The organism is Leucobacter sp. VD1, from assembly GCF_037150695.1.
Lineage (GTDB): Bacteria > Actinomycetota > Actinomycetes > Actinomycetales > Microbacteriaceae > Leucobacter.
The window spans coordinates 589092-616003 of record NZ_JBBCPO010000002.1; the positions used below are offsets into that span (position 1 = coordinate 589092).

General features: G+C 66.5%; 18 protein-coding genes. 13 read left to right on the forward strand and 5 right to left on the reverse strand.

Features of this window, described 5'->3' with window-relative positions:
* The first annotated feature begins 7 nt into the window (after positions 1–7).
* From WFL22_RS08135 to WFL22_RS08145, 3 genes are all read left to right on the forward strand, one after another.
* Positions 8–928, forward strand: coding sequence for a helix-turn-helix transcriptional regulator (locus WFL22_RS08135; RefSeq protein WP_336652397.1), 921 nt, complete (start codon positions 8–10; stop codon positions 926–928).
* Between the two features lie 141 nt (positions 929–1069).
* A complete protein-coding gene (locus tag WFL22_RS08140; protein ID WP_336992206.1) occupies positions 1070–2629 on the forward strand; it encodes an alpha/beta hydrolase in 1560 nt (519 codons plus the stop codon).
* A gap of 214 nt (positions 2630–2843) precedes the next feature.
* On the forward strand, positions 2844–4346 hold the full coding sequence (locus WFL22_RS08145; protein WP_336992207.1) for an alpha/beta hydrolase: 1503 nt from the start codon (positions 2844–2846) through the stop codon (positions 4344–4346).
* A 32-nt stretch (positions 4347–4378) separates the two neighbouring features.
* Here the strand turns inward: WFL22_RS08145 and WFL22_RS08150 are convergent, their stop codons facing one another.
* Positions 4379–5737 (reverse strand): MATE family efflux transporter, encoded by a 1359-nt coding sequence (locus WFL22_RS08150; RefSeq protein ID WP_336652394.1) that lies wholly within the window; start codon positions 5735–5737, stop codon positions 4379–4381.
* 168 nt (positions 5738–5905) lie between these two features.
* Here WFL22_RS08150 and WFL22_RS08155 point away from each other — a divergent pair, with 168 nt between their 5' ends.
* The 4 genes from WFL22_RS08155 to ppgK all read left to right on the forward strand — a co-directional run bounded on the left by WFL22_RS08155 (position 5906) and on the right by ppgK (position 16896).
* Entirely contained in the window at positions 5906–7909 is a 2004-nt protein-coding gene (locus WFL22_RS08155) for a M13 family metallopeptidase (RefSeq protein WP_336652393.1), read from the forward strand.
* 329 nt (positions 7910–8238) lie between these two features.
* Positions 8239–11931 (forward strand): SdrD B-like domain-containing protein, encoded by a 3693-nt coding sequence (locus tag WFL22_RS08160; protein WP_336992208.1) that lies wholly within the window; start codon positions 8239–8241, stop codon positions 11929–11931.
* 289 nt (positions 11932–12220) lie between these two features.
* Positions 12221–15940 carry an SdrD B-like domain-containing protein gene (locus WFL22_RS08165; protein WP_336992210.1) on the forward strand — a complete coding sequence of 1240 codons (3720 nt, stop codon included), beginning with the start codon at positions 12221–12223 and terminating at the stop codon, positions 15938–15940.
* Positions 15941–16155: 215 nt separating this feature from the next.
* Positions 16156–16896: a polyphosphate--glucose phosphotransferase gene (gene ppgK / locus WFL22_RS08170; protein ID WP_336992397.1), complete on the forward strand. Its 741-nt coding sequence runs from the start codon at positions 16156–16158 to the stop codon at positions 16894–16896.
* A gap of 12 nt (positions 16897–16908) precedes the next feature.
* Here the strand turns inward: ppgK and WFL22_RS08175 are convergent, their stop codons facing one another.
* Together WFL22_RS08175 and WFL22_RS08180 are read right to left on the reverse strand one after the other, a co-directional pair.
* Positions 16909–17313, reverse strand: a complete 405-nt coding sequence (locus WFL22_RS08175) for an SRPBCC domain-containing protein (protein WP_336992212.1) — start codon at positions 17311–17313, stop codon at positions 16909–16911.
* Between the two features lie 249 nt (positions 17314–17562).
* Entirely contained in the window at positions 17563–18504 is a 942-nt protein-coding gene (locus tag WFL22_RS08180; protein ID WP_336992214.1) for a tRNA uridine(34) hydroxylase, read from the reverse strand.
* A 104-nt stretch (positions 18505–18608) separates the two neighbouring features.
* Here WFL22_RS08180 and WFL22_RS08185 point away from each other — a divergent pair, with 104 nt between their 5' ends.
* Positions 18609–19997, forward strand: coding sequence for a pyridoxal phosphate-dependent decarboxylase family protein (locus tag WFL22_RS08185; RefSeq protein WP_336652389.1), 1389 nt, complete (start codon positions 18609–18611; stop codon positions 19995–19997).
* A 96-nt stretch (positions 19998–20093) separates the two neighbouring features.
* Positions 20094–20924, forward strand: a complete 831-nt coding sequence (locus WFL22_RS08190; protein WP_336992216.1) for a MerR family transcriptional regulator — start codon at positions 20094–20096, stop codon at positions 20922–20924.
* Between the two features lie 36 nt (positions 20925–20960).
* Here the strand turns inward: WFL22_RS08190 and WFL22_RS08195 are convergent, their stop codons facing one another.
* Complete coding sequence (locus WFL22_RS08195; protein WP_336992217.1) at positions 20961–21779, reverse strand: FadR/GntR family transcriptional regulator; 819 nt, start codon at positions 21777–21779, stop codon at positions 20961–20963.
* Positions 21780–21975: 196 nt separating this feature from the next.
* Here WFL22_RS08195 and WFL22_RS08200 point away from each other — a divergent pair, with 196 nt between their 5' ends.
* Together WFL22_RS08200 and WFL22_RS08205 are read left to right on the forward strand one after the other, a co-directional pair.
* On the forward strand, positions 21976–22533 hold the full coding sequence (locus WFL22_RS08200) for a YbhB/YbcL family Raf kinase inhibitor-like protein (RefSeq protein ID WP_336992219.1): 558 nt from the start codon (positions 21976–21978) through the stop codon (positions 22531–22533).
* 195 nt (positions 22534–22728) lie between these two features.
* The gene (locus tag WFL22_RS08205; protein WP_336992221.1) at positions 22729–23838 is read left to right on the forward strand and encodes an ABC transporter ATP-binding protein; all 1110 of its coding nucleotides are present in this window, start codon (positions 22729–22731) and stop codon (positions 23836–23838) included.
* A gap of 35 nt (positions 23839–23873) precedes the next feature.
* On the opposite strand, the gene WFL22_RS08210 is transcribed toward WFL22_RS08205, so the two are convergent.
* Positions 23874–24377, reverse strand: coding sequence for an Lrp/AsnC family transcriptional regulator (locus WFL22_RS08210; RefSeq protein ID WP_336652384.1), 504 nt, complete (start codon positions 24375–24377; stop codon positions 23874–23876).
* A 195-nt stretch (positions 24378–24572) separates the two neighbouring features.
* Here WFL22_RS08210 and hisC point away from each other — a divergent pair, with 195 nt between their 5' ends.
* Together hisC and WFL22_RS08220 are read left to right on the forward strand one after the other, a co-directional pair.
* Positions 24573–25649: a histidinol-phosphate transaminase gene (gene hisC / locus WFL22_RS08215; protein WP_336992225.1), complete on the forward strand. Its 1077-nt coding sequence runs from the start codon at positions 24573–24575 to the stop codon at positions 25647–25649.
* A gap of 256 nt (positions 25650–25905) precedes the next feature.
* Complete coding sequence (locus WFL22_RS08220) at positions 25906–26910, forward strand: ABC transporter substrate-binding protein (protein WP_336652382.1); 1005 nt, start codon at positions 25906–25908, stop codon at positions 26908–26910.
* Positions 26911–26912: the final 2 nt, after the last annotated feature.

Sequence of the window (26912 nt, forward strand, 5' to 3'; positions counted from 1 at the left end):
TTTCGCCGTGGGGAAGAATTCGAAGACGAACGCAGAGGGCCTCCCGGAGCGTTCGATCACGGAGTATCGAAGCGGGGATTTCCACCGCGAAGGTGTGCGCGGTGTCGACGGCGAACTCGGTATGCAGGCGCGAGTGCGCGCGTTCGGGGCGGTTCTCGTGATCGAGGCATGGGGTGCCGGCGCAGAGATCGAACGCCGACCGTTGCGGCCGGGCTTCTCGACGATCGACATTATTTTCGTGGAGCGCGGCGAGTTCGAGTATCTCGATGGCGGATCGTGGAAGGCGTCGTCCGGGCCGTTGCTCGTCGCCCCGAGCGGTTTGCCGCACCGAGTGCGGTTTCTGGGGGAGTGGCGCTTCGTCGTCGCCCGGATTCCGCGTGAGGCCGTGCTGCCGTATGTGCCGATGCTCGCGGACACCGTGGGGATCTACTCCGAACTCACCGTGCCCGAGCGGGCCATGCAGGCGTTTCTCGATCAGGCGGTTTCGGAGCAGCAGCAGGTGAGCGAGAGTGAGAGCCAGACTGTGGATCGGCTGGTCATCGACATGGCCGGCACGCTGCTACTGGGGCGCTCCGGCACTGATACGCTTCGTGGCACGCCGCGCGCCATTGTGCGGGAGCGGGCCCTCGCTGAGATCGCGGCGCGCAGAGCCGAGCTCGGCCTCACTCCGGAGACAGTGGCCCGGGGCGCGGGGGTGTCGCTGCGGCATTTGCAGGCGATCTTCGCGGAGGCCGGGAGCTCTGTCGCCGGGGAGATCCGCAGGGAGCGGGCGCGGGTTGCCCGCTCGATGCTGCAGGATGCCAGATTCGACGGGCTCGCCGTGGGTGAGCTTGCAGTGCAGGCAGGGTTCGGATCGAGCTCGAGTATGCGTCGCGCGCTTGAGGATGTGTACGGCCTCGGGCCCCGAGAGCTGCGATCCGGGCGCTGAGGCGGCCTTTCGGTCTGCCGGGAGCGTGGGGCCTCAGTGTGGGCTGGGTTTGGGGTGGAATCGTGCGCCGGAATGGAGCAGCCTGCGCACGACTAGCGATGGGGCGCGGCCGACCGTGCGGGTTCCGCCTAATCTGAGGGTATGACCGTGCATCGACGCGCCCTCCGTATTCGTACCGCCGCTGTTCTCGCAAGCTGCGCCACTGTCGCACTCGTGGGGTGTTCTGCCAACGCGCCGACCGACAACACCGCGGCGCTGCTCGACCCGTCGACGCGCGGGGCTGCCTGGCAGGCCGAAGCATTCTCGGAGCTCTATGCGCAAGAGATCGAGTGGTTCGAGTGCGGCCCCGATGAGGGGCTCGATGACGCCACCGCCGAGGAGTTGGCCGGAGTCGGGGTCGATCTCGACGAGGTCGGGTGCGCGGCAGTGCTCGCCCCGCTCGACTGGAACGACCCCGAGAATTCGGAGACGATCGAACTTTCGATCGTGCACATCCCGTCGACGGGTTCGGATGAGCCCATTGGCACGCTCACCGGCAACCCTGGCGGGCCTGGCGCTACCGGGGTCGATTTCATGCTTGGCATGCCGCTGTCGCCGGGTTTCGAAGGCGTGCTCGAATCGTATGATCTGCTCGGCTTCGATCCGCGCGGTATTGGCGGCAGCACGCCCCTCGACTGCGACGACATCACCTCGGACATCGTGGCAGTGCAGATCGCGGAGTGCGGGGAGCGCAGCCCGCTCGTGCACACGATGGGTACGGTGCAGGTTGCGCGCGATATGGAGCTGCTCAGGCACCTGATCAGGGCGGATCGCCTCGACTATCTGGGCTACTCCTACGGAACTATGCTCGGAGCGACATATTCGAGTATTTTCCCTGATGAAGTCGGTCGTATGGTGCTTGACAGCGCAGAGAACGCCGCATGGGCAAGCCCGATCCACCTCTTCGACCAACAGGTAGCGGCCGCGAACGCGATGGTTGCTCTCGCAACTGCATGCCGCACCGAGTATGCAGATGAGGTGGAGGTGTGCCCGTTCACCTCCGAAGAGTCGTTGCTTGCTGTGATCGCGGAGCTCAATGCCACACCGCTCGTCGCGAGCGACGGCACCGAAATCACCGGGGAGGTGCTACGCGGCTATCTCTGGGATGCGCTCTATTCGAGCACCTTCGAGCGAGGCCGCACGCTCGACACCATCGCCCTTGCGCTCTTCGGCGACCAGGGTGCCATTGACGGAATCGGCGAGGCCGCCGCAGGCGGAGCAGGTCTCGACCTTGCGTTCACAGTAGTCACCTGCCATTCCTTCCCGATCGAGCCCGATGTCACCGGGCTGCTCGCGCATATCGAGGAGACCGGGGTGCCGAAGCTGCTCGGCGGGCCCGAACTCACCGACGAGGTGCTGGCGCCGTTCCTTGACCTCTCTTGCTACGCCCTGCCCGAGAGCGGGCTCGACTACACCGAGTCCTTCGACGCCGCGGGTGCGGGCCCAATCCTCGTCATCGGTATCACCGGTGACCACGCGACACCGTTCCAGTACGCACAGGTGCTCGCCGATGAGTTGGGTGATGCCACGCTGCTCACCTTGGACGGGCAGGGGCATGCAGCGTCGTACACCGGTCGTTCGAGCTGCATCGATGACGCGGTGACGCGCTATCTGCTCGACGGGAAGATGCCGAAGGCCGGCGCGGTCTGCACCGACGACTGAGCTGCTCGCGTCGGCAGGGCGTGGGCGTGCATTTCGCGCTCGCTCGATGCACTTTGCGCGTGAACCGCCGCCCCTTGCCGGGTGCCCGTGATTCTCAGAGCAGGATTGCTCCGTCGCAGTCATCGCCTCGCCGATCCCGGCCTAGTCGCAGCGTGTGCGCTCCTCGCCGCGCTCAGCTGTGATGTACTGTATCCAACTTTTCAGGAGGAGCTTCATGAGGAACCGGACCACCGCAGCGTTCGCGCTGCTCGCCCTCGGCGGTCTCGGGCTTTCCGCCTGCAGCCCGGCTGTGGACGACTCCGCCAGCGCCCGTCAGGCGGAGTCCTTCCCTGGCGTGTACGCGCAGTCGATCGAGTGGGGCGAATGCGACCTCTCGGAGATTGAGGATCGCGCTGCGAAGCGTCTCGAAGAGCGGGGCGCGCCGCTCGACGAGTACGAGTGCGCGTTGGTCGAGGCGCCGCTTGACTGGAACGACCCGAGCAATCACGAGACGATCGAGCTCTCGGTCAACCGCCGCGCGGCGACGGGCGACGGTGAGCCCATCGGCACGCTGTTCGTGAACCCGGGTGGCCCGGGCGGCAGCGGCGTCGATCTCGCCTACCGGGTGTCGGTCATGAACGGTGCCGAGCCAGTGACCGAGCGCTACGACGTCGTCGGTTTCGATCCACGGGGCATCGGCCGCAGTTCGGCCATCGACTGCCCCGGCTTCTCGAGCGTGCGAGAGTTGGAGATCGCGCTCTGCGCCGACGCGAACCCGCTCGCTCACTCGATGGGCACCTCGCAGGTGGCGCGCGACATGGAGCTGTTGCGCGCGCTCGTGGACGACGAGAAGGCCCACTATCTGGGGTACTCCTACGGCACGGTGCTCGGGGCGACCTACGCCACGCTGTTTCCCGAGCGTGTGGGTCGGATGGTGCTCGACAGTGCGATCGCCGCTCGCTGGGCGAGTCCGCAGCAGACCTTTGCGCAGCAGGCGGCGACGGCGCACGAGGTGGTCGAGCTGCTGAGTACCTGCGCGACGGAGTACGCTCAGGCCGACTGCCCGATCGATAGCGAAGAAGCCCTGCGGCAGGCGATGCAGCGCCTCGCCGAGGCGCCGCTCGTGGCGAGCGACGGCAGCGAGATCGACGGCGGCCTGCTCTTCAGTTACCTCGCCTCGTCGTTGTACGGCATTCCAGAGACGCGCGACCTCGCGCTCGAGACGCTCGCCGGCGCGATGCGCGGTGAACAGCAGAGCATCGACGGCATCGTGGAGAGCATGGCGAGCGGTGGGGCAGCGGTCGGCCCCCAGGGCTTGATCGTGCGCTGCCACTCCTTCCCCGCCGACCCCGACCTCGTGGGCTTTGTCGAGTACGTCGAGGAGGCGGGCATCCCTGAGCTGCTCGGCGGCCCCGAGGTCAATGACGAGTCGCTGGGCCCGTGGGTCGACCTCTCGTGCGATGCGCTGCCCGAGAGCGGGGACGACATCACCGAGTCGTTCTCGGGATCTCCAGACGCGCCGATCCTCGTGGTCGGAGTGACCGGCGACCACGCCACCCCCTATGAGGGGTCGCAGCAGCTCGTGCGCGAGCTCGGCAACGCGCGCCTGCTCACCCTCGACGGCCACGGACACGGTGCCAGCTTTGCGGAGCGTTCGAGTTGTGTGAACGACGCGACCGTCGCCTACCTGCTTACGGGCGAGCTGCCCGCCGAGGGGACGGTCTGCAAGACCGACTGAGCGGCGCGGATCTGAGCCGGGCTGAGGCGGGCTCAGGCACCGAGCCGCACCCAGGCGCTGCCTCGAGTGCGGACCCCGAGCGTCACGGCCCGCGCAAGCATGAACACCAGCGTGAAGCCCGCTGTGAGTGCGACAAGCGCCGCCGTGCCGCTCGGCACGAGCACGGTGAGCAGCCAGAGCGCAGGCAGGTAGACGGCGAGGTTGACGAGGCTCGTCCACGCAAGGTAGCGGGCGTCGCCCGCACCCATGAGCACACCGTCGAGCACGAAGACGAAGCCGCCGAGGGGCAGTGAGACGCCGAGCACCAGCAGAGCGGGAGGCAATATCGCGAGCACGCTCTCGTCGCTCGTGAAGATGCGCCCCAACACCGGGCTCGCGACGGCCAGCAGCGCGCCGATCGCGGCCCCGCAGGCGATGCCCCAGAAGACGGTGCGCCGCACGATGAGGCGGGCGCGCTTCGCATCGCGGGCTCCGAGCGCATCGCCCACCAGTGCCTGCGCAGCGATCGCGAGCGCGTCGAGCGCGAACGCCGCTGTCGAGAAGATCGTGAACACCACCTGGTAGCCGGCAGTGGCGGTGGTGCCGTGGCTTGTCGCTGCGAAAACCGTGACGAGCAGTGCGGCACGCAGCCCCACGGTGCGGATGAACAGCCAGCCCCCGCTGCGGCCGGCGTGGGTCAGTCCGTCGCGGTGCGGGAAGAATCCTGCCCCAGCTCGGCGGGCGTGGCGCACGATGACGATGAGATAGACGGCGACCATGCCCCACTGGGCGATGACGGTGCCCCAGGCGCTGCCTGCGATTCCGAACCCGAGGCCGTAGATGAACCACCAGTTGAGCAGCGCGTTGACCGCGAAGCCAATGGTGGCCACTGCGAGCGGGGTCTTCGTGTCTTGCAAGCCGCGCAGCAGGCCGCTCGCCGCGAAGACCACGAGCATCGCGGGGATGCCGAGACACGAGACCGTGAGATAGGCCAGCGCCTGATCAGCGGTGCGTTGTTCCACGTGGAACAGTGACACGAGCGGCCCGCTCGCCGCCCACAGCGCGGCCCCCACAGCAATGCCGATGCCGAGCGCGAGCCAGAGCCCGTCGATGCCTGCCTGTACGGCGCCGCGCAGCTCGCCGGCACCGCGTCGGCGCGCTACCAATGGGGTGGTGGAGTAGGCGAGGAAGATCATGAGCCCCACTGCGGTCTGCAGGATCGCCGCCGCGATCGCGAGCCCGGCGAGCGGTGTTGCGCCCAGATGCCCCACGAGCGCGGAGTCGACCACGAGAAACAACGGCTCGGCCACGAGGGCGCCGAGCGCGGGCACCGCGAGGTGCGCGATGCTGCGATCGATACGGCGGCGCTCGCCGCGAGGCGTTCGCGGCGGGATAGGGCTGGAACGGGGCATGCTGACCACGTTAGCGGCGACCCCCGACATCGATGCGGAGCGCGAACAGGGCAGCCGCCGGGCGGAGCGCTCACACTGTAAAGAAGTTGACACGAGTGGATGACAGGTGAAGTTTCGGTCAGAATCTTTTGCACCTTGCATGTCAGACGTCCTCGATAGGCTGTCGGCATGACCGACGCAGCTCCCGCTCCGCACACTTCCGGCATCGACCTCGCCGAACTCGACCCTGCGGTGCGACCGCAAGACGATCTCTTCCGCCACGTCAACGGCAAGTGGATCGACCGCACCGAGATCCCCTCAGATAAGGCGCGCTACGGGTCGTTCGCGGTGCTGGCCGAGAACGCCGAAGAAGCCGTGCGAGACATCATCACCGGCACAGAGGCCCCTGCGCCCGGTCTGATCACGGGGGGTGCGGATCGCGAGGCCGACAAAGTGGCAGCGCTCTACGCCAGTTTCATGGATACAGAGCGGGCCGACAGCCTCGGCGCCGAGCCCATCGTGGGAGACGTCGCAAAGGCGCGCGCGGTTGCGTCGATCCCTGAGCTGATCTCGGTAGTGGCCGAGCTGGAGCGGCAGGGTGTGGCCGGCTTCTATGGCATGTTCGTCGACAACGACCCCGGCGACCCGGCCCGCTACATCGTGTTCGTGATGCAGGGCGGGCTCGGTCTGCCCGACGAGTCCTACTACCGCGAAGAGCAGTTCGCCGCGATCCGCGAGCAGTACCGCGAGCACATCGCCCGCATGCTCGATCTCGCCGGTGTGGCTGAGGGTGCTGAGGCCGAGCGCCTCGCGCAACTCGCCTACGATCTCGAGCGTCGCATCGCCGCGTCGCACTGGGACAAGGTCGCCAGCCGCGACATTCAAAAGCTCTACAATCTGCGCACCTTCGAGGGCCTGCAGCAGATCACTCCGCAGCTTGACTGGCGCGCATACCTCGCCGCTATGGGTGCGCCAGAAGAGGCCTTTGCCGAGGTCGTCGCCGCGCAGCCCGAGGCGCTTGCGGGCCTCGCCGAGCTGCTTGTCGAAGATGAACTCGAAGCATGGCGCGCGTGGTTGCTGTGGGCGATCGTGCGCGGATCCGCATCCCTGCTCACGCAGCAGCTCTCCCGGGCCAACTTCGACTTCTACGGCACCGCCCTCACGGGGGCGCCCGAGCAGCGCGAGCGTTGGCGTCGCGGAGTCTCCTTCGTCGAAGGTGCGATGGGTGAAGCCGTGGGGCGTCTCTACGTCGAGCGGCACTTCGATGAGAACTCGAAGGCCGCGATGGACGCACTCGTGGGGCACCTCATCGAGGCGTACCGCGAGTCGATTCAGCAGCTCACATGGATGGGGCCCGAGACGCGACAGCGCGCGCTCGCCAAACTTGACAGCTTCACCCCGAAGATCGGCTACCCGGTGAAGTGGCGCGACTATTCGGCGCTTGCTGCCGACTCGGGCGACCTGCTGGGCAACTCGCGTCGCGTCGCCGAGATGGAGTTCGTGCGCGAGCTCGGCAAGGTCGGCAAGCCCATCGACCGTGACGAATGGTTCATGACACCGCAGACCGTCAACGCGTATTACAACCCCGGGTTCAACGAGATCGTGTTCCCCGCGGCGATCCTGCAGCCGCCGTTCTTCGACGCGTCATGGGATGCTGCCGTCAACTTCGGTGCGATCGGTGCCGTAATCGGCCACGAGATTGGGCACGGCTTCGATGATCAAGGTTCGCGTTATGACGGTGATGGCCGTCTGACCGACTGGTGGACCGAAGAAGATCGCGCGGCGTTCGAGCGTTTGACGGCTGCCCTCATCGGCCAGTACAACGCGCTCTCGCCCGAGGGTGCCGACGGCCAGACCGTCAATGGCGAGCTCACGATCGGCGAGAATATCGGCGACCTGTCCGGCCTTGAGATCGCTTGGAAGGCCTACCTGCGTTCGCTGGGCGGCGAGCAGCCCCCGGTGATCGACGGCCTCACCGGTGCTGAGCGGTTCTTCCTGGCGTGGGCGCAGGCGTGGCAGCAGAAGTCGCGCCCTGAAGAGACCGTGCGCCTGCTCACCATCGATCCGCACTCGCCGAATGAGTTCCGCTGCAACCAGATCGTGCGCAACCTGGCTGCGTTTCATGAGGCATTTGGCACCCAGCCGGGTGATGGCCTGTGGCTCGACCCCGAGGAGCGCGTCAGTATCTGGTAGCCGACCTCGGCGGTATACGTGCCGACAGGTGAGGTGTTCACCCGCAGCTGCCGCACAAGCCGCACAGGGTGAATTAACAGGTGAAATACATCCTGTTCTGGAATGCGTGACCCGATCCCTTCAATAGCGTGAAGGGTTGAGCGGGTTCTCGATGCGTGAAACCCGGGCGTGCGTGGGGAACGGTTCGCCCGATGGTGCTGCGCCTGCCCGCTCCGCGTCATCGGCGGAGACTCCGCCGACGAGTATCGGGGAGGTACGAGTTGTCGTCGAGAACCGGGATCGGGAGATCCCCAGAACGAAGCCGGAGCACGGGCCGCTTGCGGCGCGGCTTGGCAGCGCTGACCGCGCTCGCCATGAGCGTGGGGCTGCTCGCAGTGGGCGGATCCGCCGCGCATGCCGAACTGCCCACCGGCATCACTCAGGCCTACATCGTCACCAGCAACAGCACGACCTCCGAGGTTGCGCCGGTGCAGCCCGGTGCTCCCGCGAAGCGCGGCGACAAAATGTACCTGCGCGTCAGCTACGACATGGGTGCGAAGGGCAAGACCGTTGACTTCAAGCTCGGCCCCAACGCCACGATCGGCAACCCCGCGGCGCTGAAGAACGACGCGGTGAAGTCTTTCACGATGGTCGGTGATGTACTGCGCGTGGAGTTCAGGGGCGACGGCGAGGAGGGTGACCCCGAAGCGTGGCCCGATGTCACCGCCGGTGTCTTCCTGCTCGAATTCACCCTGAACGCCGACGCCGGCCCCGGCACGGTACCGCTCTCTTGGGAGGTCGGCACCGAGGTGGTGTCCGTCGATGTTGAAATCGCGGATCCGACGGCGCCGGTGCCCCCGAAGCCCGAAACCGTGAACGAGAGCTTTGGCAAGTCCACGACCTCGGGCGCCCTCACCGACATGATCGACTACGAGCAGGACGGCAACGGCTGGCAGCGCGTTGAAGCGCTGAAGCCCGAGATCGAGAGCAAACTCATCAGCTACAAACTCACCGTCGACGTGCCCAACGGCGCGGTCAACCGTGTGATCGACATCGAGGATGTGCTCCCCGAGGGCATGCAGTACGTCGACTCGAACGGTGACGAACTCTGGGCGGGCCAGGAAGTGCCTGTCGCGATCACCGGCACGCAGTGGGACGCCAACGGGCTCAACCCCACCCCGATCACGGCGCTCAGTGGCTTCGCTGCTGAGGTGGGGAACGACGACCGTTCTTTCACTGGGCAGCTCACAATCAACGGCCCCGCGAAGGTGGCCATCGCGTACCAGGCGCGGATCACCGACCGTGGCCCGATCCTCACCCGTCTGCAGCAGCGTGCGCTCGACCCCGAGAACGCCGAGTACGGCGAGTTCAAGCTGGCGCTCGAGAACACCGCGAAGTTCGTCACCCCCTCCGGCACTACAGAACGCAAGGCATCGACCGAGATCACCGGACGCATCGATGGCCCTTGCCTCACCGTGTGCGACGGACTTGGCAATACAGCCTTCGATAAGAGCGACGACTGGGCCAGCGCGCAGCGCGAGTTCGTCACCGATGCTGCGGGCAACATCGTCTCGCCCGCGGATCGTGCGCGCATCGAGTACCGGTTCAAGGCTGACCTCAGCCAGTGGGATGCCCGCAACGGCGTCGACGGCCTGCCGAACCCGGCATTCGAGCTGCAGCGCAATGCGGTGATCTCCGATGTGCTGCCCAGTCAGGCGAGCTGGAGCACCGCAAACCCGAGCTTCATCACCTTCGATGGTTCCTCGCCCGAGTTCACCTCGCTGACCAAGTTCACGGGTGCCTGCACCATCGCCGACATCGAGATCGATGCCAACATCGGCAGCTACTGCGTCGACGGCCAGACACTGCTGGTCAACGTAGGTGCGAACAAGGGCACGCGGGTGACTGTGAAGGCGCTCGCTGCGCTCACCACCGTCGCCGGACTGCCAAAGAGCGGATCGACGAGTGTGTCGGGCGGCACCGCCTACGCGCTTCGAAACGAGGCGAAGTTCCGCTGGTTCCCCGGCGTCAGCTACGACAAGACTGACAGTGTCGACAGCTACCCGGTGCAGTTGCCCGAGCCCTCCACTGACGGCCTCAAGGACAGCAGCGCGTTCCGCAAGCAGCTTGCGTCAGGGAGCACGGTGCGTGTGCAGCCGAACGGTCAGGCGCTGATCGACTACCGCTTCACGATCTACACCGACAAGACCGCTCCAGCGGCTGACCTCAACCTGGTCGACAACCTCGACAAGCGCTTCTTCGAACTCAAAGCGGACCAGCTCACGGCCCCCGCAGTGCAGATCAAGAACGCGAGCTATTCGGGTGCACGAGCGCTCACTCAGAGCGATTTCGTCTTGAGTCTCAACGCGGCCGGTGATCTGGTGATCCGCATGTCTGAGGCAGGCAAAGAGGAGGTGTCGAAGCGCGCCCCGGGTGGTCGTCTGACGATCGACCTCACCCTGCAGACGCGCAAGCTGAACGGCAAGGAGAGCCTGAGCATCCCGAACAAGGCAATCCTCTTCGGCACTGATGGTCTTGCTGACTACTGGTCAGAGGTGCAGGCGGAGGCCAACTCGTACGGATCTGAGATTACCGTGACGAAGCGCGTCTGGGACGGGCAGAACGGGGTATGGCAGCGATCGTTGAAGGCGCTCACCGATGATCAGGGCAATGTGGTGCAGTCGCGCTACGTCTACCAGATCGAGTTCAAGTCGTTCAACAACTTCACAGATGATGCGGTCATCAATGTGGTGGATCAGCTCGCGCCCTACGTCGATTTCAAGGGCTTCGTGACGAGCACTGACCCGGCTCAGTGGAGCAACCCGAACACGCCGACGGTGCCGACGCAGACGAAGAACCGACTCGCGGCGAGCTACGACGCTGCGACGCATCAGGTGCGCGTTTCCAAGCCGAAGGGCACCTGGTACCAGCGCGGCGCGACGGTGCCGTTCCTGCTGATGGTCGAGGTCAATGCCAATGCCAAGCAGGTTGCGAACAGCCTTGCCTGGAACAGCTACGGTGTCGCGAAGAGCGAGACTGTTGTTGCCGGCGCTCAGCCCGGTATCGATGTCGAGAAGTGGATCGATGAGGGTGCCGGCAGCGGCCCCGCGTATGGCACCGATGGTTCGGTGACGAACGACGGCTACGCCGGTGACTATGATCTCGATGTCACGAAGGGCATTGCGGCAGGCAAACCGCAGGCTGTGAAGTTCACGGTGTCGAACGACAGCACCGACAACCTGCGCGACATCGTGGTTTCCGACGCCCTCACCTCGGGTGCCGGCGCGGTCACCGACCTCGCCTGCGTGTTCCCCGACGCGAGCACGGGCACGAGCTGGGCAGGCCCCCTGCTGCCGGCTCAGCGTTTCGAGTGCTCCGGCACCATTCCCGCGCTGCAGCCTGGCCAGCAGCACACCGACACCGTCACTGTTGCGGCCCGCGGCGAGGTCAATCCCGCCCCGGTCTACGACACCGACACCTTGAGCGTGCACGCCAAGTCGTATGCGGTGGGCGACTACACCTGGATCGACATCAATAAGAACGGGATGCAGGATTCGGGCGAGCCTGTGTTGCCGGGCGTGCAGGTCGAACTGCTCGACGAGCTCGGCGCGGTTGTCGCGACCACGAAGACGAATGCCAGCGGCTTCTACAAGTTCGACAACCTTGCTGCAGGCAGGTATCAGCTGCGGTTCACGCTGACTGCTGAGCAGGGCAAGCGCTACAGCTTCACGAAGCCGAACGCCGGCGATGCGGCGCTCGACTCCGATGCGATTACGGGTACCAACCCATTCGTGGGCTTGAGCAAACGTTTCGTGCTCGACGACTCGAACCCCGCACTCACCCGCGACTACCCGAACGGGTATGAGGCGAGCGAGGGCATCGATCCCACCTGGGATGCCGGTGTGATCGAGGTGCCGGGCGGGGCCGCTAGCCTCGTGGCGACGGGAACCGATATCGGCGGCTTCGTCGCGGCAGCGCTCGCGCTGCTCGCACTGGGTGGCACGCTGCTGGTGGTGCGTCGCCGAAGCGCAGCGAGTGAATAGCCGGTAGCGTCCACGCTCAAGTGCCGCCTCGGAGCAGAACTCCGAGGCGGCACTCGTTTTTTAGGTAAGGTGTCATCTGGTGAATTTACGGGTGAAATCACGGGTGAATTCGCGGGTGAAAGGCTGCGCGTGACGGAGACGTCCGTTGCAGTGGTGCATAGGCTGTAGATTGAGCGAGGCCTGTACCGTCTACGCGTCGGTTAGCTGATTCGTTGGCTACTGACGTGCGTTCGGTATGCGTTTCTTACTGGCGGAGATTCCGCTACACATCTTCGGGGGAGGATACAAAGTGTCGTTGAATTTGGGGTTCGCTGGATCCCGAGAAGGATCCCGGCGTCAGAGCCGGTGGAAGCGGGCGGTCTCCGTGATCGCGGCGCTCGCGATGAGCATCGGCTTGTTGTCTGTCGGTGGCACGGCCGCCCTGGCGCTGCCAGCAGGTATCACCGGGGCGACGATCGTCGCCAGCAACGGAAACCCTGTGGCCGACGGCGCTCAGCTCGACGAGGGCACGGTGCTCACGCTTGAGGTCGCCTATTCGGAACTCGCGAAGGGGCAGGCGATCGACTTCAAGCTCGGCCCCAACGCCACCCTCGGCACCCCGCTGCCGGCGGGCACCTCGGGCATCGAGAAGTTCGAGCTCGTGGGCGGCGACACCGTGCGCATCACCTTCCACAACGAGGAGAATTGGCCGGCCGGCATCATCGGCGGCGACTTCGGTCTCAAGTTCGCGCTCGCCAATGTCAACGGTTCGGGCCCGCGCCCCATCACTTGGACGATCGGCGGCGAAGACCAGACCCTCACAATCAACGTGCGCGACCGCGATGAGGTGCCGCCGATCGTGGTGCCCGATACCGTCGACAAGGCGGTGTCGGCCGGCAATCTTGACCGTTTCGTCAAGCAGGTGCGTGACGGCAACGGTGATTACGTGTTCGACTCCCTCGATCCCGCGATTGCGAACGAGAACATCACCTACACGCTCACCGTTAACATCCCTGACGGGCAGAGCTACCCCAACTACTCCATCCGCGACCAGCTGCCGGCTGGCATGCAGTACGTCGGTGCGAGCGGGGTCGCGGGTGCGGGCGGCAGCGTCGCGGCCACCGCGACGCTCACGCAGTACGCGCCCGGCGGTGTCGGCGGCGCGGCCGCCGGTGTGGTCACCAACCCGACCTTCGCCCCCACGGTGCAGGCGGGCGACAACTCCTTCGCGGGCACGATCCCGCTGACGGGCCCCGCCAAGCTCACCGTGACCTATGCGGCGCGCATCGTCGACGTCGCTGCCTATCAGACCGAACTCGCCGCAGCCTACAACGGGCGCACCGATCCGAAGGCGCCGGGCAGCTACGGCATCACCAAGACGAACACCGCCACCTTCGGGCCGGATTCGCGCACCGACACTGCGAGCATTCAGATCCGCGGCACGGTGCCGGGCCCCTGCCCGAGCTGCGACGGTGTCTTCGATAAGACTGTTGAGGGCGGCAGCTGGAAGCGTGAGCTCGCCACCGACGTCGCCGGCAACATCCTGCCCGCGCCCGTCGACATCTCATACCGGCTCACCGCGAAGCTGAGCACCTGGGATGGCAGCAACTCGTACTACACCCTGAACCGCAACGTGGTCATCACCGACACGCTGCCGGCTCAGGCCAGCTGGAAGACGGGCTCCGGCGTCGTCTCGCTCGCGAGTGGTTCGACCAGCCCCGACTTCTCATCGCTGACCCTCGCGACCGGCACCTGCGACGCGGCCACCATCGCCAGCGACGCTAATATCGGCCGCTACTGCGTCGACGGTCAGACCCTGCGCGTCAACGTCGGCAAGAACAAGGACACGAACGTCGGCATCCTCGTGAACGCGCAGCTGAACCGGTTGGCCGATCCGACGACGGGCAACGGTGCGGGTCTCATCGTGAACGGCACCACCAACGTCGCGGGCGCCACGGCCTACCGCTTCCGCAATGCGGCGAGCTTCACCTACTCCGATTCGTCAGGTGCCGTGACGCGCGACGCCGATGTGCGGCCGATCAAGTTGCCCCAGGACCGCACCCCGGGTCTCAATGACTCCGACGCGTTCACGAAGGCTGGCCCTGCGGGCGAGCTTTCGGCTACGCCTGACCAGGCGACGAACATCCCCTACAGCTTCACGGTGAAGACGGGGAAGACCTCGTCAAATGCCGGGATTGTGGCGCAGGATCTGCACCTGGTCGACCATCTCGACCTGTCGGTGTTCGACGTCGCGGCAGATACCCTGCACGCGCCCAATGTGGTGGTTTCGGGATCTTACTCCGGGGCGAACCTGAACGCCGCAGACTTCAATCTCAGCCTGAACAAGCTCAGCGCGAAGCAGGGCGATCTCACGATCACGCTCACGCAGAGCGGCAAAGACAAGGTTGCGGCGCAGCCCGCTGGGCAGAACCTCGTTGTCGATCTCGTGCTGCGCACGCGCGTGCTGCAGGGCAGGGAAACCCTTGAGGTGCGAAACGTCGCCACGCTGTACGGTGCCGACGACGAAGCCGCCTACTGGGCCGAGAACAACGCCTCCGCTACCTCGTGGGGCGACGAGCTCGAAGCGCGCAAGCGCATCTGGGATTCCAAGAAGTGGAGCCCCTTCCTGAAGGTCGCGTACGAGAACGGCAAGCTGAGCCAGCCCCGCTACGCCTACGAGGTCGAGCTGCTCGGCCACGGCAGCTACAACTCCTTGAACGCTCCCACGGTGATCGACAAGTTGCCGAGCAACGTCAACTTCATCGGCTTCATCACGAGTGATGATCCCGCGGTGTGGAGCGATCCGCAGAACAGCGACGCGGTGCCAGGGCCGGTTGCGAAGAGCGGCATCGAGGCGAGCTACAACAGCACCACGCACACGGTGACCATCGAGCAGAAGAGCGGGCGCTTCCCCGTGCAGGGCAAGATTCCGTTCCGCTTCCTCGTCGAGGTGAACGACGGCAGCCAGCAAGTGGTGAACTCGCTGCAGCTCGAGGGGCTGACCACCCCGATTTCCACGACGACGATCGACGGTATCGGCGCACCCGGCATCGACATCGAGAAGTGGAATGACGAAGGGCCCGGCAGTGGCCCCGAGTACGACGCGAACGGTGCACTGATCGCCGATGGCTACGCAGGCGACTACGACGACCCCGCCGCTTTCAAGGGGAAGGCGCTCGCTGGCGGCCAGTCCCAGCAGGTCAACTTCACCGTGTCGAACAACGGCCCCGACCGCCTGGTCGACATCGCCGTTTCCGATGCGCTGACCGCTGGTGCCGGCGAGATCCAGAATCTCGTCTGCGAGTTCCCCGATGGCAGCACCGGCACCACCTGGGCCGGCCCGATGGAGCTTGCAACGCAGTTCGACTGCTCGGGCACGCTCCCCGGCCTGAAAGCCGGCCAGAGCCACCGCGACACCGCAACGGTCACCGCTCGCGGTGAAGTGAACGGTGCCACGGTGACCGACAACGACGTGTGGAATGCCTACGCCAAGTCGTACGCGGTCGGCGACTACACCTGGATCGACACCAACAAGAACGGCAAGCAGGACGCGGGCGAGCCCGTGCTGCCCGGAGTGAAGGTCGAACTGCTGAACGACCGGGGCGAGGTCGTCGCAACGACGAAGACCGATTCCCGCGGCTTCTACAAGTTCGACATGCTCGATGCTGGCACCTACCAGGTGCGCTTCACCCTGACCGACGAGCAGGGCAAGCGCTACCGCTTTACGAAGCCGAATGTTGGCGACGCCGCAAGCGACTCCGATGCGATCACCGGCGGCAACCCGCTCGTGGGTGTGAGCAAGAAGTTCGTGCTCGACGACACGAACAAGGCGCTCACCCGCAACTACGAGAACGGTGTGGACGCCAGCGAGGGCATCGACCCCACCTGGGATGCCGGTGTGGTTGAGATCGACAAGGCGCCGCTCGCGGTGACCGGCGCTGATCTCAGCGGCCTCATCGCGGCAGGGATCACGCTGCTCGGTCTTGGCGGGGTGGCGCTGGTGATCCGGGGCCGGAAGGTGACCGCGTAGGCGGTTCGCGGTCCGCACCCCGTGGGGCCGCTCCGAGGATCATCCTCGGAGCGGCCCCGCTGCGTTCCGGGCTGTGCGAGCGTGCGCGCTCGCGCAGCGGGCACGCTTCGCCAGGAATGGACGGCGTTCTTTGGTCGGGGTGAGCGACGTGTGCAACGATGGCTGTGCCGAGCCGCACCCCGCATCTGGGGCAGGCAAGCGGTGACCGGGAGGAGATGCGGGTGAGAACTGCGTTCGGATTAGACATCGGCGGAACGGGCATCAAGGGCGGGGTCGTCGATCTCGCGTCCGGGGATCTGGTGAGCGAGCGCGTGCGTCTCGACACGCCGCAGCCCGCGACGGTCGCGGCGGTGCTCGACACGGCTGCTGCCGTGGTGGCGCAGACCGGCTGGAGCGGCCCTGTCGGCTGCGCCTTCCCGGGCGTGGTCAAGGACGGGGTCGTCGGATCCGCGGCGAACATCGACGACGAGTGGCTGGGTGAGCACCTGGAGCAGCGCCTGGCTGAACGTCTGAACGCACCCGTGCGGTCGCTGAACGACGCCGATGCGGCGGGGCTCGCGGAGATGCGTCTGGGGGCCGGCGTCGGGCGCGACGGCGTGGTGATGATGCTGACGCTGGGAACCGGGATCGGGTCGGCGCTCTTCGTCGATGGCCGGTTGGTGCCCAACACCGAGCTCGGGCATCTCGAGGTCGACGGTGCGGTTGCCGAGTCACGCGCCTCGGCTGCGGCTCGCGAGCGGGAAGGCTTGAGCTACGAGGAGTGGGGGCTGCGGCTGCAGCGCTACTTCTCGCACGTCGAGCAGCTGTTCTCGCCCGACCTCTTCATCGTGGGGGGCGGGATCAGCCGGAAGGCCGATCGGTTCCTGCCGCTGATCTCGGTGCGAGCCGATCTGGTGCCGGCACGGCTGCGTCAGAACTCGGGGATCGTCGGCGCAGCCCTGCACAGCGTGGAGTAGCGGGCCCTGCTTCTACTCGGATGGTGCCTGGCCGGTGTAGAAGCCGTAGGTGGCGTCGGCGCCGCGCGCCGCCGTTGCGGGGTCAGCTCCCGCGGCCTCGTGTGCGGTGCCCCACCCGTCTGCGGCGGCCCGGTAGAAGGCGCGTCCCTCGTCGGTGAAGGCCCAAGCCTGAGCCTCGGCGGGGGACAGCGATGCGGCCTGTGTTCCGAGTCGATAGCGTCCGCCGAGGCGCAGCTCTCCTGAGACGGGGAGGAACCAGCGGGCGATCCGGTCGGCGTTCGTGACCGCCTCCCACACGTCGTCGATGGCGGCAGGGTACTCCTGGCTGAGTGACTGCACGCGGGCGGGGGTGCCGTCGATCTCCTCGTCGCGCAGTTCGCGGCTGACGGCGGTGACCTGCGAGTTCACATCGATCATGATCGCTCCTTCCTGTGGGGGCTGCCGGCGGCCGCGGAGCTGGGGTTCCTGCCGGGGGCTTGGTTGGTGGTGGCGGATCTGGCGTTGTCGTCGTGCTGCGCGGCGATCCGCTGTTCGCGTTTGCCGCGGGCCAGCTCCGTGCCGAGTGCGGCGAAGGAGCCGCGCCAGAAGCGCTCGAAGGGGCTCAGCCACTCGCTCGCTTGCCGGAGGCCCTGCGGGTCGACGGCGTAGAGCCGGCGGGCGCAGCCGTCAGGCGTGCGCCGCGCAGGTGGCTTCCGGGTGGGTGTCGCAGGCCACGAAGCGTGCACGGCAGCTCGCATCGGCGCAGTTCGCCAGCCTGTTGGAGGCTGCACCGCACACCTCGCAGCTTCCGAGCACCGCCGCCCCCGGAGCGAAATCGAGTGCTTCACGACCGTCGAACACGGCGAGCGACCCCTCCCACAGGCCGTCGTTGCCGAATGCTTCGCCGTAGCGCACGATGCCGCCGTCGATTTGGTAGACCTCTTCGAAGCCCCGTTCGCGCATCGCTGCTGAGAGGATCTCGCAGCGGATCCCGCCCGTGCAGTAGGTGACGACGGGGCGGTGCTTGAGGTCGTCGTAGGCGCCGCTGTCGATCTGGGTGATGAAGTCGTGCGTCGTTTCGACGTCGGGCACCACGGCACCCTTGAAGCGCCCGATCTCGGCCTCCCAGGCGTTGCGGCCGTCGAAGAACACCACCTCGTCGCCTCGCTCGTCGACGAGTTCGTTCACCGCCTGCGGGGAGAGATGCGTGCCGCCGCCGATCACCCCGGAGGCATCGACGCGCAGTTCGTCGGGGATGCCGAATGCGACGAGCTCGTCGCGCACTTTGACGCTCAGTTTGGGGAAGTCAGTGATGCGACGCCACGGCGCCGGGCGCGTCTTACCCGTGAGGCTGGCGGCGTCGAACCGCAGTTCTGGGTCGTCGAAGCCGGTGCCCTCGCTCCATTTGGGTTCGAGATTTGCGAATGGCGCATACTCGCGGGTGCGCCGCAGGTAGCGCTTGCAGGCGTCGAGCTCGCCGCCCACGGTGCCGTTGATGCCGTGCGGAGAGATGATGATCCGCCCCCGCAGTCCCAGTGACTCGCAGAGTTCGCGCTGCCACAGCCGTACCGCCTCTGGGTCGGTGACGGGTGCGAAAACGTAGTACAGCAGAATCTTGGGCTCGCTCACCTGTCCATGCTACGTGCGCGCCATGATGCTGTGCGACACTGGCATCGGGGCAGCGCTCGCGGGCGCACGCGCCGAAGCGACCCACTTCTGAGAGGCAGAGAACCATGAACCAGCCCGACCACGCGCGCATGCACTCCGTCTCGGATGAGACCCGCGGCATTGTCGATCTGGTGCTCGACTATTCCAGACGCCGCATCCTCGCAACTGATACGCCGCTCGACCATGCTGTCTCCCCAAAGGAGCTGCGTCGACTGGCGGGCACCACCATCAGTGAGGAGGGCTTGGGAAGCCGCCGGGCGCTGTCGGTGTTCGAGCATATTCTCGCACCGGCATGCATCACGACCGATCACCCGCAGTATCTTTCGTTCATTCCTTCGGCCCCCTCGAAGGCTGCGATCGCCTTCGATCTGGTGGTCTCGGCGAGCGCGCTCTACGGCGGATCGTGGATGGAGGGCGCGGGTGCGGTCTACGCCGAGAATGAGGTGCTGGGCTGGCTCGCCGCCGAGTTCGGGCTGCCGCAGGGTGCCGGCGGTGTTTTCGTGCAGGGCGGCACGATCGGCAATCTGTCTGCGCTGGTCGCGGCCCGCGACCATGCGCGCTCGAAGCGCGAAGCGGCCGGCTCGGCTGCGCGCCCCGAGAACGGTTGGGCGGTGGTGTGCAGCGCTGAGGCGCATTCCTCGATCAAGTCGGCTGCGCGGGTGATGGATGTTGACGTGGTGCCGGTGTCGGCTGATGCTGATGGGGTGCTGCGCGCGGAGGCGGTGCGCGAGGCGCTTGCGGAGCACGGTGACAGGGTCTTCGCGGTGGTCGCTACGGGAGGTTCGACGAATTTCGGCGTGGTTGATGACATTGCGGGGATCGCCGCGCTGAAAGACGACTTCGACTTCTGGCTGCACGTCGACGGTGCTTACGGGCTCACCGCGATGCTTTCGCCGCTCGGTCGCCCGCACTTCGCGGGCGTCGAACGCGCCGAGTCGGTGATCGTCGACCCGCACAAGTGGCTCTTCGCGCCCTACGACGTGTGTGCGCTGATCTACCGCGATCCCGAGACGGGCAGGCAGGCGCACACCCAGCACGCCGAATACCTTGACGTGCTCACCGAGCAGGCGCACTACGATCCCTCTGACTATTCGATCCAGCTCACTCGACGGCCTCGCGGCTTGCCGCTCTGGTTCTCGCTCGCCACCTATGGCGCGGCAGCCTACCGGGAGGCGGTCACGCACTCGATCGCGCTTGCTAGGCGGATCGCCGACGAGATCGAACGCCGCCCGGGTCTGCGCCTGGTGCGCCAGCCGCAGCTGTCGGTGGTGGTGTTCGAGCGCGATGGCTGGCAGCGCGCCGACTACGATCAGTGGTCGGATCGCCTGCTCGACGAGCAGAGAGCTTTTGTGGTGCCGAGTTCGCATGCGGGGCGCCCCAATACACGCTTCGCGATCGTGAACCCGCTGACCACCTTCGAGCAGCTCACTGAGATCCTCGACACGATGGCGTGACGCTCGCCGTAGCGAAGCGCTTGACCTTGACGTAGCGTCAAGATCTAGCGTGGGGAGTGAGCCGGGAGATACTCGGCCGAATCTCCGGAGGGCAGCGTGCAGTATTCGATCCAGCAGATCGCGCGAGCCGCGGGCACAACCTCGCGCACCCTGCGCCACTACGACAGCATCGGGCTTGTGCGTCCGAGCCGCATCGGCAGCAACGGCTACCGCTACTACGATGACCGCGCGCTCGTGCGCTTGCAGCGGGTGCTGCTGCTGCGCGAACTCGGGCTCGGGCTCGACGCCATCGGCGAGGTACTGCGGGCGCAGGACGCGCAGGCGCGCGGCGGGGAGCATCCCGCGACCGCAGAAGCGCGCGTGCTGCACACGCACCTCGATCTGCTGCTGCGGGAGCGGGGGCGGATCGACGCGCAGATCGGATCGGTTGAGCGCACGATCGCGGCGCTTACCCGAACCGCCGATGCCGCTTTGGAGCAGACAGAGGGACAGGAGGATCTCATGTCAGAGAACATGTTCGACGGCTTCGATCACACTCGCTACCGTGAGGAAGTCGAGCAGCGCTGGGGAGCGGAGGCCTACGCGAGCAGCGACAGCTGGTGGCGTGGTCTTGGCGACGCGGGCCGGGCCGAGTGGCGTGGCGTAATGGAGCAGCTGGGCCGAGATTGGATTGCGGCCGCCGAGGGTGGGGCGGATCCCGCCGCGCCGGCGGGCCAGGATCTGGCCCGCCGGCACGTCGAGTGGCTTCAGGGCATCCCGGGCACCCCGGCGCACCAGGCCGGAGGCGACCTCGCTGGCTACGTGCTCGGTCTTGCAGAGATGTATGTGGCCGATGAGCGGTTCGCCGCGAACTACGGTGGCGCGGCGGGCGCGAAATTCGTGCGCGATGCGCTGCGGGTCTACGTGGAGCACGAGCTCACCGTCTAGGCAGCTCCGCGCGTGAGCGCGTGCCGCCGCATTTGGTTAGACGGTGGTGGTGCTGGGCGTCGTGCGCGCCCCCTCTTCGACGCGTGCGTCTTCTGCGGCGCGCGCGTCGTTGATGCGTTGCTGCTGCTCGGGGGTGCGCGCCAGCGGCGGCACGACCTCGTGCTGGTCGTTCACGATCACCACGTCGTGGTCGACGTGGTCGACCATGGCGTGCACGGCGTCGATGAAGTCGCGGCGGCGGATCGCGTCGAGCACGCGCGCGTGGTCGCGTTCCATTTCGGCGCCCGTGGCCACATTGGCGAGACGCCCGCGGTGCTCGGGGGTGCGCAGCTGATCGTTGATGCCCGCGTAGAGCGAGGCGAGCAGGCGGTTCTTCGCCGAGTCGAAGATGAGGCGGTGGAACTTGCTGTCGAAGGCCGAGTTGTCTGATCCTGCGGCGAGGCCGAGTACGGGGCAGCGGGTGCAGCCCACTTCTTCGGCCGCCGCCTGCTCGAGTGCGGCGACGTCTTCATCGGTGCGGTGCAGTGCGGCCTGCTGCGCGGCCTCGATTTCGAGTGCGCGGCGATAGCTGAGGATTTCTTCGAGCGTGAAGTCGTTCAAGAACTCGTTCAGCAGGGTGCTCGTGGGTGCCGAGGAACGCACGAAGGTGCCGCGGCCCGGCAGCGTTTCAAGCATGCCCATGCTGGCGAGTGAACGCACGGCTTCGCGCACTGTGGAGCGGCCGACGCCGGTCTGCTCAGAGAGCTCGGGCTCGATGGGGATGCGGCTGCCAACGGGCCACTCGCCTGTGGTGATCTTGCGCCGCAGGTAGGCGAGTGTGGCACGGGCTCGTTCAGAACCTGTGGTACTTGCCATGCCTCGCCTCGCTTCGCCGCCGCGGATCCATCTGGTCCCGGCCCAGTATATCCGCGGGCGTGGGAGGGCTGTGCGGAGCGGTGGGTTCGGGCCTAGGCTGGGTGAGGATCCGATTCGGCCGATCGCAGTGCGGCGCACACGGCGCCGTGCTGGGCGCGTCGGGCACCCGAAGAAGCTACCGAGGAAGGCTCCAGCGATGACGCAGAAGAATCCGAGTCGAGGCGCGATCAACCCGTACGCCGGCATGCGGGAGGTGCCCGGCTTCACGGTGACGAGCGCCGATATCCAGGACGGAGAACCGTTGCCGGCGGAATTGTACGCCGAGTCAGCGGGCGGATCGAACCGTTCGCCGCAGCTGAGCTGGTCGGGGTTCCCCGCTGAGACCCGCAGCTTTGCCGTGACCTGCTTCGACCCCGATGCGCCGACGGGGTCTGGGTTCTGGCACTGGGCGGTCGCGAATATCCCGGGGAGCGTCACGGGACTGCCGGCGGGTGCTGGCTCGGCAGGTAGCGCGCTGCTGCCTGCGGGGGCTCTCGCGATGCCCAACGAGTATCGGCAGCCGGTGTTCACCGGAGCGGCTCCGCCCGAGGGTACGGGCGTGCACCACTACTGGTTCGTGGTGCACGCGCTGAATGTCGAGCACATCGACCTCGACCCGCAGGCCACTCCCGCGGTAATGGGGTTCATAATGCGTGATGCGGTGATCGCGCGGGCCGTTATCGTGGCGTCGGGGGAGTACGGGCAGGCGGCCTGATCACGGGGGAGGTGGTGCGGATCGCGATCCGCCTCCCGCATTGATCGCGTGCCGAGACGCGGCCCGTGATCCGCCCCTCCTTGGCAATGCAGAGGGGTTCTGCCACACTGGCAGCGTCGGCTGCCGCGCCGACGACTTCGATTTCACAACGGATCGTCCGGCACGTACCTGCCGGTGGAACGAGAGGAAACCTCAATGGCGAGAGTCGTGTACGACGACGTGACCCTGCAATACCCGGGAACGGAACGGCCCGCGGTGACGCATTTGAATCTGGACATCGAGGACGGCGAGTTTCTTGTGCTCGTGGGTCCGTCGGGCTGCGGCAAGTCGACGGCCCTGCGCATGCTCGCGGGTCTCGAAGAGGTCACCGAGGGGCGCATCCTCATCGATGAGCAGGATGTCACGCAGGTCTCCCCGAAGGATCGCGATATCGCGATGGTGTTTCAGAACTATGCGCTGTACCCGCATATGTCGGTGGCGGAGAACATGGGCTTCGCTCTGAAGATTGCGGGCGTCTCCAAGGAGGAGCGGCGCAAGCGCGTCGAGGAGGTCGCCGAACAACTCGACCTGACCGAGTACCTCGATCGCAAACCGAAGGCGCTCTCGGGCGGCCAACGGCAGCGCGTGGCGATGGGCCGTGCGATCGTGCGCGCCCCGAAGGTGTTCCTGATGGACGAGCCGCTGTCGAACCTCGACGCGAAGCTGCGCGTGCAGACCCGTTCGCGCATCGCGACGTTGCAGCGTCGGCTCGGCGTCACAACCGTGTACGTGACCCACGATCAGACTGAGGCGCTGACGATGGGGGATCGCATCGCGGTGATGAAGCTCGGTGTGCTGCAGCAGGTGGGGTCGCCGCGTGAACTGCTCGACCACCCGGTGAACACCTTTGTGGCCGGCTTCATCGGAAGCCCGGCGATGAACCTGTTCACGGTCGAGGTCGATGACCGCGGCCTGCTGCTCGGCAACGCCGTGCTGCCGGTGGCGGAGAGCGTGCGGGCAAAGATCAGCGGCGGCCGGGTGACCGTCGGTGTGCGCCCCGAAGATCTGGTGGTCGGCGGTGCCGGCGACCAGGGAATCCCGGTGAAGACGACCCTCATCGAGGAGCTGGGAGCTGACGGCTACCTGTTCGGAGACGCGGAGCTCGCGGGCGAGCGCGTGTCGCTGGTGGTGCGCGTGGATGGCCGCGACCACGCAGATCCCGGCGACCTCGTTACGGTCTCGCCGCAGCCCGACCGCGTGCACCTCTTCGATTTCGAGAGCGGCGAGCGCATCGGCACGCTGCACGAAACCCGCGAGCTGGTGTAGCGCTCGCTCGGCTCAGCGGAGCTCGGGTCGCCTGATCATCTCGCGCGAGCGGAATCGGCAGCCCGGGCCCCCTCGCCGGCGGCAGCTTCCACGAGGGGGAGTGTGCGCCCCTCGAAGTGGGTGCCGAGCGCGAGTCGTGAAGAGACCCTGACGACCCCTTCGGTGCGGGAGATGAGGTCGAGCACGCGCTGCAGATCCTGCGTCGAGCGCGAGACGATCGTGGCCATCATGTCGGCGTCTCCAGTGGCGGTGTGGAGTTCGAGGAGCTCGGGAATCTGGGTGAGGTTTTCGGCGACGCGCTGATGCCCCACGGACTGCCTGATCTGGAGTGAGCAGAAGCAGCGGATCGAGTAGCCGATCGCCACGGGATCGATGTGCGGGGCCATCGAAGAGATGACGCCCGTACGCCTGAGTCGATCGAGGCGTCCCTGGGCGGTGGCGCGGGCGATGCCGAGGCGTCTGGCGCACTCGACCACTGAGATGCCTGCTTCTTTGCTGATGAGGGTGATGAGTTTCACGTCGAGCTGATCGATGCTCACGGTGCTCCTTCGCGTCCGCTGGTGCCGTCGGGCGGCCATCGCCCCAACATATACATTCTGTACGATTCAAGCCCGGGAGCGCTATACGTTCTGAGCAGCTTGTTGCTGATTTTATGGACGGTTTGACGAGCTTCGGCCCTGCTTCCTAGGGTGACGACATCGCAGTACACGCCCCGTTTCGAAAGGTGAACGCCGATGACGTCGCACACAGCACCCCGCCTGGGATTCCGTCCCGGGCTTGAACAGATCGCCGCGTACCGTGCCGGGAAGCCGGCACCCGTCGGCCCGGACGGGCTGAGCGCGAAGCTCTCCTCGAATGAGAACCCGTACCCGCCGCTTGCCGAGGTCGTCGAGCACCTCGGGCGCATCGTAGGCGATTCGGTGAGTCGCTACCCGAGCATCGCCGCCCCCGAGCTCACGGCGGCGCTCGCCGAGCGCTTCGCTGTGGAGCCGGAGCACATCGTTCTCGGGGCTGGCTCCGTAGAGGTCGCGGCGCAGCTCATCCACGCGATGACGGCGCCAGGCGACGAAGTGATGTTCGCCTGGCGATCCTTCGAGGCCTACCCGATCCTCACCCGCGTTGCAGGCGCTGTGCCCGTCGAGGTGCCCCTCGACGCCGGTGCGCGGCATGATCTCCCCGCGATGGCCGCTGCGATCACCGACCGCACGCGACTCATCTTTGTGTGCAACCCGAACAACCCGACGGGCACCGTCGTCTCGGCAGATGAGCTCGACGCGTTCCTCGAAGCGGTGCCTGAGGACGTGCTCGTCGTCATTGACGAGGCTTACGTGCACTTCGACGTCGCCCCTGATTCTCCGAACGGTGTCGAGGTGTTCCGCCGCCGGCCGAACGTCGCGGTGCTGCACACCTTCTCGAAGGCATACGGGCTCGCCGGGCTGCGGGTCGGGTATGCGATCGCCCCGACCGAGGTTGCCGAGGCGCTTCGCAAGGTGGCGATCCCGTTCGCCGTCACCAGGCTCGCGCAGGAGGCGGCGGTGTGCTCGCTCCGTGCTGAGGCGCAGCTCCAGGAGCGGATCGACGTGATGATCGCGGAGCGCGCGCGGCTCGCCGCAGGGCTGGTCGCTGCCGGGCACGCAGTGACCCCGTCGCAGGCGAATTTCGTTTGGCTGCCGGCCGGCGCTGCGAGTGCAACGGTCGCCGAGCGTCTGAGTGCGCGTGGGATCTCTGCGCGCTGCTTCCCCGGGGAGGGGGTGCGGATCTCGATCGGAACGCCCGCGGAGAACGACGCGGTGGTCGAAGCGCTGAGCTGATGCATAGCTTTCGCAGATCGGCGGGACGGCCGATCCGCGGAGCAATATTGCACAGAATGTATAGCCAAACCCGGGTTGTCCTGGGCTAGTTGCTACATCTCGCCAGTTTTCTCATGGCAACTTTGCCGTATCGGCTCCTCGGAGCTAGCATCAACACCAATCGGACGACGCAGTCCTATCGCGTCGTGTGACCCCATCTTCCTCGGCGCAATCCCGCCCGAGGCACGCAATATGGAACTCGAGTGAGGACTCCACCATGGCATTCACCCGCAACCGCAAGGCACTTGCTCTGCTCGGTCTCGCCGCAACCGCGACGCTCGCGCTGAGCGCCTGCTCGTCCCCCGCCGGTGGCGAGGGCTCCGGCTCGGAGCAGACCACCGTCGGTATCAGCCAGTTCGTACAGGCCCCGCCCCTCGACGCCGCAGTCAAGGGATTCAAGGCAGCCCTCGCAGACGCGGGCTACACCGAGGGCGAGAACATCAAGTACATCGAGCAGAATGCGAACGGCGAAGTGCCTACCGCCACGACCATCGCCCAGACGCTCGCGAACGATAACCCCGACCTCGTGCTCGCCGTCGCCACCCCCTCGGCACAGGCCGCCATGCAGAACATCACCGAGGTGCCGGTGCTCTTCACCGCCGTCACCGACCCCGTCGCCGCCGACCTCGTCAAGTCGGACAAGAAGCCGGGCGGCAACGTCACCGGCACGAGCGACATGAACCCCGTCGCCGACCAGATCGACCTCATCACCGAGATCAACCCCGATGCGAAGACCGTCGGCGTCGTCTACAGCTCCGGCGAAGTGAACTCCGAGGTGCAGGTCGAGCTGGCGCGTAAGGCCGCCGAGGAGCGCGGCATGAAGCTCGTCGAGCAGACCGTCACGAACGCGAACGAGCTCAAGCAGGCCACTGAGGCACTGGGCGACGTCGACGCGATCTACACCCCCAGCGACAACCTCGTCATCGCCGGCCTCGGTTCGATCATCGGCGTTGCCGAGGATCGCGGCATACTCGTCGTCGGCGCCGACTCCGAGCATGTGAAGGGCGGTGCCGTTGTCACCCTCGGCATCGACTACGAGAAGCTCGGCTACCAGACCGGCGAGATGGCAGTGCGCATCCTCAAGGAAGGCGCCGACCCCGCAACGATGGCTGTCGAAACCTCGAAGGATCTCGAGCTCACGGTGAACCTCGAAGCGGCAAAGCGTCTCGGCGTTGAGGTGCCGCAGGCTCTCGTTGAGCGCGCATCGAACGTCATCGAGTAACG